This window comes from Terrabacter sp. AAH1, from assembly GCF_054456855.1.
This window is the reverse complement of record NZ_JBTJJV010000004.1, coordinates 110,138-122,893: the sequence shown is the minus strand read 5'-3', so window position 1 is coordinate 122,893 and position 12,756 is coordinate 110,138. Positions and strand designations below refer to the sequence as shown.

Here is a 12,756-nt window from a genome sequence, read left to right as displayed (position 1 = left end):
GACCGTGTCGTGACCTAGGCTCCGGTGTGGGCAGGACGATTTGCGGAGATGGCCCCGTCAGGAGGCCGGGAAGCCGTTGATGACGGCCTCGGCGACCTCTTTCATCCCGAGCCGGCGGTCCATCGCGGTCTTCTGGATCCAGCGGAAGGCGTCGGCCTCGGTGAGCTTGAGCTGGCTCATCAGCACGCCCTTGGCGCGGTCGACGAGCTTGCGGGTCTCGAGGCGCTCCCCGAGGTCGGCGATCTCGGCCTCGAGGGCCTTCAGCTCGTGCCAGCGCGAGGTTGCGATGTCGATGGCCGGACGCAGGTCGTCAGCCGTGAACGGCTTGACGATGTAGGCCATGACGCCGGCGTCGCGGGCCCGCTCGACGAGCTCGGTCTGCGAGAAGGCGGTGAGCATGATGACCGGGCAGAGCTTTGCCTCGTGCAGCTGCTCGGCAGCGGAGAGGCCGTCGAGCACCGGCATCTTGACGTCCATGATGACGAGGTCGGGCTTGACCTCCTTGGCCAGCTCGACGGCCTGCTCGCCGTTGCTCGCCTGGCCGACGACCTCGTAGCCCTGCTCGCCCAGCATCTCGACGAGGTCCAGACGGATGAGCGCCTCGTCCTCGGCGACGAGGATGCGGGTGGCGCCGCTCGTCGCGGATGCCGGTGCGGCCGACGCGGCCGCGGTGGTGTCGGAAGCCGCCTCGGGCGCGGCGGGGGTGGGGGCGGGCTTCGGCGTCGTGCTCTCGTCTGTGCTCACGGGCAAAGCCTAGCCGGGGCCAGGTTTCCAGCGCGTTTCGGGACCGTCAACCACCTCAGCGTGACGCCGCCCCGGTGCGTGGGGTCGGCGGGGTGGTGCCGAGGGCGGGACTCGAACCCGCACGACCATTCGGCCAGAGCATTTTGAGTGCCCCGTGTCTGCCATTCCACCACCCCGGCGGGAGTGCCGCGCCAGCATACCCAGTCGAGTGCCCACTTCCTCCACGTCAGGAACTGAGCACTCGACTGAAGCGGGGTCCCGGGAACGGTCAGCTGATGACCTCTTCCGGCCGGTAGGCCGGGGCGGCACGGTTGACGGCGTCACCCACGCGGTGGACGCGCAGCGCGTTGGTCGACCCCGGGATGCCGGGAGGCGAGCCGGCGACGATGAGGACGCGGTCGCCCTCGGCGACGCGGCCCTCGGGGATGAGCTTGAGGTCGACCTGCATCGCGAACTGGTCGGTGTGGTGCATGCGCGGCACGAGGTAGGTCTCGACGCCCCACGTCAGCGACAGCTGCGAGCGCACGCGCGGCTCGGACGTGAAGGCGAGCATCGGGAGCCGGGGGCGCAGCCGCGCCATGCGGGTGGCCGAGCCGCCGGTCTCCGTGAAGGTGATGAGGAACTTCGCCCCCACGACGTCGCCGATCTCGACGGCGGCCTTGCTCACCGCTCCCCCGACGGTCTTCGGGTTCGTCGTCATCCGCACGATCTTGTCGAAGCCGTGCTCCTCGGTGGACTCGATGATGCGCGCCATGGTGCGCACCGCGTCGATCGGCCACGCTCCGACCGACGTCTCGCCCGAGAGCATCAGCGCGTCGGCGCCGTCGAGGACGGCGTTGGCGGCGTCGGAGGCCTCAGCGCGGGTGGGGCGCGGGTTCTCGATCATCGACTCGAGCACCTGGGTGGCCACGATGACCGGCTTGGCCTCGCGCCGGGCGAGCTCGATGGCGCGCTTCTGGACCAGCGGGACGTCCTCGAGCGGCATCTCTACGCCGAGGTCGCCGCGGGCGACCATGATGCCGTCGAACGCCGCGACGATGCCCTCGAGGTTCTCGACGGCCTGCGGCTTCTCGATCTTGGCGATGACGGGGATGCGGGTGCCGAACTCGTCCATGATCGCGTGGACGTCGGCGATGTCGTCGGCCGAGCGGACGAACGACAGCGCGATCATGTCGACACCGAGGCGCATGGCGAACCGGAGGTCCTCGCGGTCCTTGTCGGACAGCGCGGGCACGCTGACGGCGACGCCGGGCAGGTTGATGCCCTTGTTGTTGCTCACCTCTCCGCCGACGACCGTCTCGGTGAGCACGTCGGAGTCGTCGACCGCCACGGCGCGGAGCATGACCTTGCCGTCGTCGATGAGCAGGACGTCGCCGGGGCTCACGTCGCCCGGGAGGCCGGCATACGTGGTGCCGACGATGGTGTCGTCACCCTCGATCTCGCGGGTCGTGATGGTGAAGCGCTGGCCCTGGCTCAGCGTGACCGGGCCGTCGGCGAACCGGCCGGTGCGGATCTTGGGTCCCTGGAGGTCGACGAGGATGCCGACGGCGCGACCAGAGGCGTCGCTGGCCGCCCGCACGTCGCGGTAGACCTGCTCGTGGACCGAGTGGTCACCGTGCGAGAGGTTGAGCCGGGCGACGTCCATGCCCGCGTCGACGAGGGCACGCAGCTGGCTGGGAGAAGAGGTCTTGGGTCCGATGGTGCAGACGATCTTGGCGCGACGCATGGTTCAACCTTATGGGTGCTGTGACGTGGGTCACCACGGGGGTTCGACCTGTGGGACGAGCCTTCGCGGATTCCCTTGTCGTCCTTGGGGATCGTGGGACAACAGTGCCCGTATGCCGTGTCGTCGGGGTGACGGCACGGCATACGGGCGGGTGCTGCTGACCGCTCAGACGGTGAGCGGGCGGTCGGTCGGCGCGACCGGCCTGGGCAGGGCACTGGACCCGGTGAGCCAGGCGTCGACGCCGGCGGCGGCGGCCCGGCCCTCGGCGATGGCCCAGACGATGAGCGACTGGCCGCGACCCGCGTCGCCGGCGACGAAGACGCCGGGGACCGAGCTCATGAAGTTCTTGTCGCGGCGGACGTTGCTGCGCTCGTCGAGGTCGACGCCGAGCTGCTCGACGACGCCCGGCCCCTGCGGGCCGAGGAAGCCCATGGCGAAGAGCACGAGCTGCGCGGGGATCTCGCGCTCGGTCCCCGGCTTCGGCGTCAGCCTGCCGTCGACGAGCTCGACCTCGGTGAGGCGCAGCGAGGCGACGTTGCCGTCGGCGTCGCCGACGAACTCGGTCGTGCTGACGGCGTAGACGCGCTCGCCGCCCTCCTCGTGCGCGCTCGCGACGCGGTAGACCATCGGGTAGGTCGGCCACGGCTGGCCGCTCGGGCGGTCCTCGCCCGGCTGCGGCATGATCTCGAGGCTCGTCACGGACGCGGCGCCCTGGCGGTGCGCGGTGCCGATGCAGTCGGCCCCGGTGTCACCGCCGCCGATGACGACGACGTGCTTGCCGGTGGCGAGGATCTGGTTCTCGACCTCCTCGCCGAGGGCGGCCCGGTTGCCCTGCGGGAGGTAGTCCATCGCCTGGTGGATGCCCCCGAGGCCGCGACCCGGGACGTCGAGGTCGCGGGGCACGGTGGCGCCGAGCGCCAGCACGACGGCGTCGTAGCGGTCGCGCAGCTGCCGGCCGGTGATGTCGACGCCGATGTCCATGCCGTTGCGGAAGCGCGTGCCCTCGGCCTCCATCTGGGCCAGACGACGGTCGAGGACGGACTTCTCCATCTTGAACTCGGGGATGCCGTAGCGGAGCAGGCCGCCAGGCTTGTCGGCACGCTCGAAGACGGCGACCGTGTGGCCGGCCCGGGTCAGCTGCTGGGCCGCGGCGAGACCGGCGGGGCCGGAGCCGACGACCGCGACCGTCTTGCCCGAGAGGCGCTCGGGCGGGAGCGGCTGCACGAGACCCTCGTCGAAGGCCCGCTCGATCGTCGTGACCTCGACCTGCTTGATGGTCACGGCCGGCTGGTTGATGCCGAGCACGCACGCCGTCTCGCACGGCGCCGGGCAGAGCCGACCCGTGAACTCGGGGAAGTTGTTCGTCGCGTGGAGGCGCTCGATCGCGTCGGACCAGTCGCCGCGCCACGCGAAGTTGTTCCATTCGGGGATGAGGTTGCCGAGGGGGCAGCCCGAGTGGCAGAAGGGGATGCCGCAGTCCATGCAGCGGCCCGCCTGGCGCTGGAGCTGCCCGAGCTCCTGCTCCTCGTAGACCTCCTTCCAGTCCCGGATGCGGACCGGGACGGGGCGGCGGGTCGGGAGCTCGCGCTCGCGGGTGGTGAGAAAGCCTTGGGGGTCAGCCACGGGAAGCCTCCATGATCCGGTTCCACACCTCGGGTCCGTCGAGGTCGAGGCCCTGGGCCTCGGCCTCGGCGCGGACGTCGAGGACTCGTTGGTAGTCGCGCGGCAGCACGAGCGTCAGCCGCTCGCGGGCGGCCGCCCAGTCGTCGAGGAGGCCCTGTGCGACGGGCGACTCGGTCCACCGCACGTGGGCCTCGAGCAGCTCGCGGAGCGGGGCGTCGTCCTCGTCGCGCAGGGGCAGCAGGTCGACCATCTCGGGATTGACGAGGGCGGGGTCGAGGTCGAGGACGTACGCAACACCGCCGGACATGCCCGCCGCGAAGTTGCGCCCCGTGGGGCCCAGGACGACGGCAGCGCCGCCCGTCATGTACTCGCAGCCGTGGTCGCCGACCCCCTCGACGACCGCGTGGGCCCCCGAGTTGCGCACGCAAAAGCGCTCGCCGACGATGCCGCGCAGGAACAGCTGGCCGGTCGTCGCGCCGTAGGCGATGACGTTGCCGCCGATGACGTTCTGCTCGGCCACGAGCGCGGCGTCGCGGTGCGGCCGGACGACGACGCGGCCGCCGGACAGGCCCTTGCCGACGTAGTCGTTGGCGTCGCCGAAGAGCTGCATCGTGACGCCCGCCGGCAGGAAGGCACCGAAGGACTGGCCACCGGACCCCGTCATCGTCAGCTCGATCGTGTTGTCGGCGAGTCCGTGCGGGTGCGCCTTGGTCACGTGGTGGCCCAGCATCGTGCCGACGGTGCGGTTGACGTTGCGGACCGCGATCTCGGTGCGCACCTGCTCGCCGCTCTCGATGGCGGGCAGGGCCCGGCTCAGCAGCTCGTTGTCGAGCGCCTTGTCGAGGGCGTGGTCCTGGGTGGCGGACTGGTGGAGCGTGCCACCGCTGGGGTTGTCGGCCACGGCGAGGATCGGGCTGAGGTCGAGGCCCGACGCCTTCCAGTGCGCGATGGCCTTGTCGAGGTCGAGGCTGCCGACCTGGCCGACGGCCTCCTCGATGGAGCGGAACCCGAGGGCGGCGAGGTTCTCGCGCACCTCCTCGGCGATGTACTCGAAGAACGTCTCGACGAACTCGGGCTTGCCGGAGAAGCGCTCGCGCAGCTCGGGGTTCTGCGTCGCGATGCCGACCGGACAGGTGTCGAGGTGGCAGACGCGCATCATGATGCAGCCGGAGACGACGAGCGGCGCCGTGGCGAAGCCGAACTCCTCGGCACCGAGCAGCGCGGCGACGACGACGTCGCGACCGGTCTTCAGCTGGCCGTCGACCTGCACGACGATGCGGTCGCGCAGCCCGTTGAGCACGAGCGTCTGCTGGGCCTCGGCGAGGCCGAGCTCCCACGGCGCGCCGGCGTGCTTGAGCGACGTGAGCGGGCTCGCGCCGGTGCCGCCGTCGTGGCCCGAGATGAGCACGACGTCGGCGTGCGCCTTGGACACGCCCGCCGCCACCGTGCCGACGCCGATCTCGGAGACGAGCTTGACGTGGATGCGCGCCGCCGGGTTGGCGTTCTTGAGGTCGTGGATCAGCTGCGCCAGGTCCTCGATCGAGTAGATGTCGTGGTGCGGCGGCGGCGAGATGAGCCCGACGCCGGGCGTCGAGTGCCGGGTCTTGGCGACCCACGGGTAGACCTTGTGGCCGGGCAGCTGGCCACCCTCGCCGGGCTTGGCGCCCTGCGCCATCTTGATCTGGATGTCGTCGGAGTGGGTGAGGTAGAGGCTCGTCACGCCGAACCGGCCGGAGGCGACCTGCTTGACCGCAGAGCGGCGCTCGGGGTCGAGCAGGCGGTCGATGTCCTCGCCGCCCTCACCGGTGTTGGAGCGGCCGCCGAGGTGGTTCATGGCGATCGCGAGGGTCTCGTGCGCCTCCTTGGAGATGGAGCCGTAGCTCATCGCCCCGGTGTTGAAGCGCTTGACGATCTCGCTGACCGGCTCGACCTCCTCGATCGGCACGGGCAGCCGGCCGGTGACGCCGGTGGGCTTGAAGCCCATCAAGCCGCGCAACGTCATCAGCCGTGAGGTCTGGTCGTCGATGCGCTCGGTGTACTGCTTGAAGATGTCGTAGCGACGCTGGCGCGTCGAGTGCTGGAGGCGGAACACCGTCTCGGGGTCGAAGAGGTGCGGCTCACCCTCGCGGCGCCACTGGTACTCGCCGCCGACCTCGAGGACCCGGTGCGGCTGCTGGACGCCGTCGGTCGGGTAGGCGCGCGCGTGGCGCTCGGCGGTCTCGCGGGCGATGACGTCGAGGCCGACGCCGCCGAGCTGGCTGACCGTGCCGGTGAAGTAGCGGTCGACGAGGGCCTGCGAGAGGCCGATGGCCTCGAAGACCTGGGCGCCCCGGTAGGAGGCGACCGTCGAGATGCCCATCTTCGACATGACCTTGAGCACGCCCTTGCCGAGCGCCTTGATGAGGTTCTTCACCGCCTTCTCGGAGGTCACGCCCTCGATCTCGCCAGCACGGACGAGGTCCTCGACCGTCTCCATCGCGAGGTAGGGGTTGACCGCGGCCGCGCCGTAGCCGATGAGCAGCGCGACGTGGTGCACCTCGCGCACGTCACCGGCCTCGACGAGCAGGCCCACCTGCGTACGCGTCTTCTCCCGGATGAGGTGGTGGTGCACCGCGGCGGTGAGCAGCAGCGACGGGATCGGCGCGAGGTCGCGCCCGGAGTCACGGTCGGAGAGCACGACGAAGCGCGCGCCGCGTCGGATCGCCTGCGACACCTCGGCGAAGATCTCGTCGAGACGCTCGCGCATGGCGGCCGCGCCGCCGGTGACGTCGTAGAGGCCCCGCACCACGTGCGTCGCGTAGCCGGGCAGGTCACCGTCGGCGTTGATGTGCACGATCTTGGCGAGCTCGTCGTTGTCGATGACCGGGAAGTCGAGGACGAGCTGGCGCGCGTGCGACGGTGAGGCCGACAGCGCGTTGCCCTCGGGGCCCATGTAGGTGCCGAGCGAGGTGACGAGCTCCTCGCGGATCGCGTCGAGCGGCGGATTGGTCACCTGCGCGAAGAGCTGGGTGAAGTAGTCGAAGAGCAGCCGCGGACGCGAGGACAGCACGGCGATGGGCGTGTCGGTGCCCATCGAGCCGAGCGCCTCTCCCCCGGACTTCGCCATCGGCGTGAGCAGGATGCGCAGCTCCTCGGCGGTGTAGCCGAAGGTCTGCTGGCGGCGGGCGACCGAGGCGGCCGTGTGCACGATGTGCTCGCGCTCCGGGAGGTCCTCGAGGTGGATGAGGCCGGCGTGCAGCCACTCGGCATACGGCTTGGCCGCGGCGAGCTGGCTCTTGATCTCCTCGTCGCTGACGATGCGGCCGTGCTCGGTGTCGACGAGGAACATCTTGCCGGGCTGCAGGCGCCCACGCTGGACGATGGTCTCGGGCGCGAGCTCGAGCACGCCAGACTCGGAGGCCAGGACCACGAGGCCGTCCTTGGTCACGGTGTAGCGGCCCGGACGCAGGCCGTTGCGGTCGAGCACCGCGCCGACGAGCGTGCCGTCGCTGAAGCAGACGTTCGCCGGGCCGTCCCACGGCTCCATGAACGTCGAGTGGAACTCGTAGAACGCCTTGCGGGCCGGGTCCATCGTCGCGTGGTTCTCCCACGCCTCGGGGATCATCATCAGCACGGCGTGCGGCAGCGAGCGACCACCGAGGTGGAGCAGCTCGAGCGCCTCGTCGAAGCTCGCGGAGTCGGACGCGTCGGGCGTGCAGATCGGGAAGAGGCGCTCGAGGTCGCCGGGGATGATGTCGGAGGTCAGCAGGCTCTCGCGCGCGTGCATCCAGTTGCGGTTGCCCTTGACGGTGTTGATCTCGCCGTTGTGGGCGATGAGGCGGTAGGGGTGCGCGAGCGGCCACGACGGGAAGGTGTTGGTCGAGAACCGCGAGTGCACGAGGGCCAGCTCGGTGGCGAAGGCCGGGTCGGACAGGTCGGGGAAGAACGGCTCGAGCTGGCCGGTGGTGAGCATGCCCTTGTAGACGATGGTGCGCGAGCTCAGCGACGCGAAGTAGACGTCGACCTCGTGCTCGGCCCGCTTGCGCAGGCAGAACGCGAGGCGGTCGAGCCCGAGCGCGACCTGACGGCCGATGGCGCTGCTGACGAAGAGCTGCTCGAAGGCGGGCATGCACTCACGGGCGACCGCGCCGACGAGGTCGGCCTCGACCGGCACCTCCCGCCAGCCGAGCACCTTGAGGTTCTCGGCGACGGCGAGCTCCTCGATGCGGGCCTTGGCGGCCGCGCGCTCGGCGGCGTCGCGGGGCAGGAAGGCGAGCCCGGCGGCATACGCCCCGTTGTTCGGCAGCGTGAACGGCACGTTGGCCCGGAAGAAGGCGTCGGGGATCTGCGTCAGGATGCCCGCGCCGTCACCGACGGACGGGTCGGCGCCGGTGGCGCCGCGGTGGTCGAGGTTGCGCAGCGCCGTCAGCGCGTGGTCGACGATGTCGTGACCCGCCGTCCCCCGCATCGTCGCGATCATGGCGACGCCGCAGGCGTCGTGCTCGAACTCGCGTCGGTAGAGGCCGGAGCTCTCCGGGTGCGCGCTGAAGAGGGCGCGGGTGCGGGTGTGCGGCGACATTTCACCGTCCTTCTGCTGGGACCTGGCCGCGACCGCGACCGGCCACACGACATGACTCAGGGCATGTGGACGGCGCTGGCCACAGGCTTGCTGGACGACGATATCGGAGAGGCCGCTCGTCCTACCTGTTGATACGGCGGATTCCGAATCGTGAGACGCCGTGCTCACGTCCGAGCGCTGGGGCGGTGTGCCGGTCGGGTCAGGACTGGGCCGGACGGTCCACCTCGGGCGCCGTGGGAGCGGTGCCGTTTGACGCGTCAAGGCGCTCGCCGACCGAAGGATCTTCGGCGGTTTCGGCGATGGATCTCCGCTGCTGGCCGTCGGCCTCCGCGGCACCTGCCGGCGCAGGGTGGTCCTCGTCACTCTCGGGTGCGGGCGTCGGCGGTTGCTCCATGCGGCCGAACCGGCGCCACAGGTAGGCACCGAGCAGGAAGACGAGGATCGAGACCCAGGTGTTGACGCGCTGGCCGAGGATGAGGTTGGCGGAGTCGGTGCGCATGTTCTCGATGACGATGCGGCCCACCGGGTAGCCCATGACGTAGGCCGCGAAGACCTGGCCCGACCGGGGTGAGTGCCGGCGGCCGAGCCAGACGAGGAAGGCCGCGAGCAGCAGGCACCAGAGGGCCTCGTAGAGGAACGTCGGGTGGAAGTAGCCCTTGACGACGGGGTTGCCCTGCGCGTCGACGACCGCCCGTCCGGCAGCGGTGTCCCAGTCGTAGATGCGCAGCTTCCACGGCAGGTCGGTGGGCGCTCCGTAGATCTCGTTGTTGAACCAGTTGCCGAATCGGCCCATGGCCTGCGCGATCGCGAGCCCCGGGGCGGCGGCGTCGACGAAGTCGCGGAACGCGACACCGTGCTTGCGGCAGCCGATCGCCGCGCCGACGGCGCCGAGGGCCACGGCACCCCAGATGCCGAGGCCACCCTCGTAGATGGCGAACGCCTTCCACGGGTCGCCGCCCTCGCCGAAGTACGGCTGCGGCGTGGTGATGAGGTGGTAGAGCCTGCCGCCGAGGATGCCGAACGGCACCGCCCAGGCGGAGATGTCGATCGCGATGCCCTGACGGTGGCCGCGCGCCTCGAGGCGACGCTGGGTCAGCCAGACGGCGACGACGATCCCCGCGAGGATGCACAGGGCGTAGCCGCGGATCGGCAGCGGGCCGAGGTGCCAGACCCCGACGCCGGGCGACGGGATCTCGACGGGCATGACCGTCGGAAGGCCGGCGAGCAGACTCATGTGCGAGCCCGCCGCACGCCGTCGGCGAGCTCGCGGGCCAGGGCGCCGAGGGCTTCGAGCCCCTGCTCGTCGGAGTCGGCCTCCGTGAGGCAGCGCACGAGCGCCGAGCCGACGATGACGCCGTCGGCGAAGCGCCCGACCTCGGCCGCCTGGTCGCCGGTCGAGACACCGAGCCCGACGCAGACGGGCAGGTCGGTGTGCTCGCGGGTGCGCGACACGAGCGCGTCGGCGGCCTCTCCCACGCTGGCCCGCGCTCCGGTGACCCCCATGACGGCCGTCGCGTAGACGAACCCACGGCACTGGGCGGTCACCGCGGCGAGCCGCTCGGGCGTCGAGCTGGGTGCCACGAGGAAGACCTTGTCGAGGTCGTGGGCGTCCGCAGCGGCGATCCACGCGCCGGCCTCGTCGGGGATGAGGTCGGGCGTGATGAGCCCGGCTCCCCCGGCGGCGGCGAGGTCGGCAGCGAAGCGCTCGACCCCGTAGCGCAGGACCGGGTTCCAGTACGTCATGACGAGCGCACCGGCGCCGGCGGCCGAGACCTCGCGGGCCGCGGTGAAGATGTCGGTGAGGTGCACGCCGGCGGCCAGGGCCCGCACGGCGGCGTCCTGGATGACGGGACCGTCCATGACCGGGTCGCTGTAGGGCACGCCGATCTCGACGATGTCGACGCCGGACTCGACGAGGACCCGCATGGCGGCGATGGACCCCTCGACCGAGGGAAAGCCGACCGGGAGGTAGCCGACCAGGGCCGGGCGGTCGTCGGCGCGGCACTTCTCGATGATGGTGGCGACGCTCACTGCTGCTCCCCCATGCCCTTGGCGCCGGCGTCGTCGGGCAGGCGCGGTGTGCCGTCGTCGGCGATGAGGCCGAACCACTCGGCGGCCGTGTGGACGTCCTTGTCGCCACGCCCCGAGAGGTTGACGAGGAGCACGGCGTCGGGACCGAGCTCGCGCCCGACCTTCATGGCGCCCGCGAGGGCGTGCGCGCTCTCGATCGCGGGGAGGATGCCCTCGGTGCGCGACAACAGCGAGAAGGCCTCCATCGCCTCGTCGTCGGACACGGGCCGGTACTCGGCCCGGCCCGAGTCGAGCAGGTGGGCATGCTCGGGACCGACGCTCGGGTAGTCGAGACCCGCCGACACGCTGTGCGACTCGACCGTCTGGCCGTCCTCGTCCTGCATGACGTAGGTGAAGGCGCCGTGGAGCACGCCGGGGATGCCGGCGGAGAAGCGCGCGGCGTGCTTGCCGGTGGCGACGCCCTCGCCGCCGGCCTCGAAGCCGATGAGCCGCACCGAGGGGTCGTCGATGAAGCGGTGGAAGATGCCGATGGCGTTGGAGCCGCCGCCGACGCAGGCCAGCACGGCATCGGGCAGCCGGCCGACGAGGTCGAGCACCTGCTGACGCGCCTCGACCCCGATGACGCGGTGGAAGTCGCGGACCATCTCGGGGAACGGGTGCGGCCCGGTCACGGTCCCGAGGACGTAGTGGGTGGTCGCGACGTTGGCCACCCAGTCGCGGAAGGCCTCGTTGACGGCGTCCTTGAGCGTCTTGCTGCCGTTGTCGACGGGCACGACGGTGGCTCCGAGCAGGCGCATCCGGGCGACGTTGAGCGCCTGGCGCTCGGTGTCCTTGCGGCCCATGTAGACGACGCACTCGAGACCGAGCAGCGCCGCCGCGGTGGCGGTGGCCACGCCGTGCTGGCCCGCGCCGGTCTCGGCGATGACGCGCCGCTTGCCCATGCGCTTGGTGAGCAGGGCCTGCCCCAGCACGTTGTTGATCTTGTGCGAGCCGGTGTGGTTGAGGTCCTCGCGCTTGAGGATGACGCGCGCCCCGCCGCAGTGCTCGGCGAACCGCGGCACCTCGGTGATGATGCTGGGCCGACCCGTGTAGGTGCGCTGCAGGCGCTCGAGCTCACCGACGAACTCGGGGTCGACGACCGCCTTGCGCCACACCTCCTCGAGCTGCTCGAGGGCGGGGATGAGGGCCTCGGGGACGTAGCGCCCGCCGAAGTCGCCGAACCGGCCGTGTGCCGGAGCCTGGGACGTGGTCATGCTCACTCCTGGTCGGCAGCGGCGCGCGCGGCGGCCGCTGCCTCGATGAACGCACGCACGGCGTGCTCGGGTGCGCCGTCGCGCACGAGGGCCTCGCCCACGAGCACGGCGCCGGCGCCGGCGCGCACGTAGGTCACGACGTCGTCGGGACCGGTGACACCGCTCTCGGCGACGCCGACGACACCGTCGGGAACGCGCGGCAGCAGGTCGGTGACGGTGCGGGGGTCGACCTCGAGGGTCTTGAGGTTGCGGGCGTTGACGCCGACGAGCACGGGGTCCAGCTCGAGCGCGCGGTCCAGCTCTGCGGCGTCGTGCACCTCGACGAGCGCGGTCATGCCCAGCTCGCCCGCCTGCTGGTGCAGGTCGCGCATCAGCACGTCGTCGAGACCGGCGACGATCAGCAGCACCAGGTCTGCGCCGTGCACGCGGGCCTCGGTGACCTGGTAGGGGTCGACCATGAAGTCCTTGCGCAGCAGGGGCGTTCGCACTGCCGCCCGCACCTCGTCGAGGTCGGCGAGGCTGCCCGAGAACCGGCGCTCCTCGGTGAGCACGCTGATGGCACTCGCTCCGCCGGCGGCATACGCCGCGGCGAGGCGGCCCGGCTCGGGGATGTCGGCCAGGGCCCCCTTGCTGGGGCTCGACCGCTTGACCTCGGCGATGACCGCGACCCCCTCGGCCGACCGGATGCCCGGCATCGGGTCGACGGCAGGGCCCACCGAGGCGAGGCGAGCCTCGAGCTCGCCGAGCGGCAGGGCGGCGCGGCGTCGCCCGAGATCCTCGCGGACGCCGCTGATGATCTCGTCGAGAACGGTCGGCACTGC

General features: G+C 71.3%; 8 protein-coding genes and 1 tRNA gene. All 9 read right to left on the bottom strand.

All coding sequences use genetic code 11. From position 1 onward, the window contains the following. Positions 1-57: 57 nt before the first annotated feature. The 9 genes from ACXR8F_RS08575 to trpC all read right to left on the bottom strand — a co-directional run bounded on the left by ACXR8F_RS08575 (position 58) and on the right by trpC (position 12,753). Positions 58-744, bottom strand: a complete 687-nt coding sequence (locus ACXR8F_RS08575) for an ANTAR domain-containing response regulator (protein ID WP_082081059.1) — start codon at positions 742-744, stop codon at positions 58-60. A gap of 93 nt (positions 745-837) precedes the next feature. Then, positions 838-923, bottom strand: a tRNA-Leu gene (locus ACXR8F_RS08570). A gap of 89 nt (positions 924-1,012) precedes the next feature. Continuing rightward, the gene (pyk, locus tag ACXR8F_RS08565; protein ID WP_458799741.1) at positions 1,013-2,470 is read right to left on the bottom strand and encodes a pyruvate kinase; all 1,458 of its coding nucleotides are present in this window, start codon (positions 2,468-2,470) and stop codon (positions 1,013-1,015) included. Positions 2,471-2,635: 165 nt separating this feature from the next. Further along, positions 2,636-4,093: a glutamate synthase subunit beta gene (locus ACXR8F_RS08560; protein WP_458799739.1), complete on the bottom strand. Its 1,458-nt coding sequence runs from the start codon at positions 4,091-4,093 to the stop codon at positions 2,636-2,638. Further along, complete coding sequence (gene gltB, locus ACXR8F_RS08555) at positions 4,086-8,651, bottom strand: glutamate synthase large subunit (protein WP_045192307.1); 4,566 nt, start codon at positions 8,649-8,651, stop codon at positions 4,086-4,088. Before gltB ends, ACXR8F_RS08560 begins: the two co-directional genes overlap by 8 nt. A gap of 199 nt (positions 8,652-8,850) precedes the next feature. After that, entirely contained in the window at positions 8,851-9,885 is a 1,035-nt protein-coding gene (gene lgt, locus ACXR8F_RS08550; protein ID WP_458799737.1) for a prolipoprotein diacylglyceryl transferase, read from the bottom strand. Continuing rightward, positions 9,882-10,682 (bottom strand): tryptophan synthase subunit alpha, encoded by an 801-nt coding sequence (trpA, locus tag ACXR8F_RS08545; protein ID WP_045192306.1) that lies wholly within the window; start codon positions 10,680-10,682, stop codon positions 9,882-9,884. Before trpA ends, lgt begins: the two co-directional genes overlap by 4 nt. Further along, a complete protein-coding gene (trpB, locus tag ACXR8F_RS08540) occupies positions 10,679-11,935 on the bottom strand; it encodes a tryptophan synthase subunit beta (protein ID WP_458799735.1) in 1,257 nt (418 codons plus the stop codon). Before trpB ends, trpA begins: the two co-directional genes overlap by 4 nt. Positions 11,936-11,937: 2 nt before the next feature. After that, positions 11,938-12,753, bottom strand: a complete 816-nt coding sequence (trpC, locus tag ACXR8F_RS08535; protein WP_458799733.1) for an indole-3-glycerol phosphate synthase TrpC — start codon at positions 12,751-12,753, stop codon at positions 11,938-11,940. Between the last annotated feature and the right edge of the window lie 3 nt (positions 12,754-12,756).

Excerpts from the sequence above, each read along its gene's own strand:
- trpB (WP_458799735.1), bottom strand. The coding sequence starts at position 11,935 with ATGACCACGTCCCAGGCTCCGGCACACGGCCGGTTCGGCGACTTCGGC.
- gltB (WP_045192307.1), bottom strand. The coding sequence starts at position 8,651 with ATGTCGCCGCACACCCGCACCCGCGCCCTCTTCAGCGCGCACCCGGAG.
- lgt (WP_458799737.1), bottom strand. The coding sequence starts at position 9,885 with ATGAGTCTGCTCGCCGGCCTTCCGACGGTCATGCCCGTCGAGATCCCG.
- pyk (WP_458799741.1), bottom strand. The coding sequence starts at position 2,470 with ATGCGTCGCGCCAAGATCGTCTGCACCATCGGACCCAAGACCTCTTCT.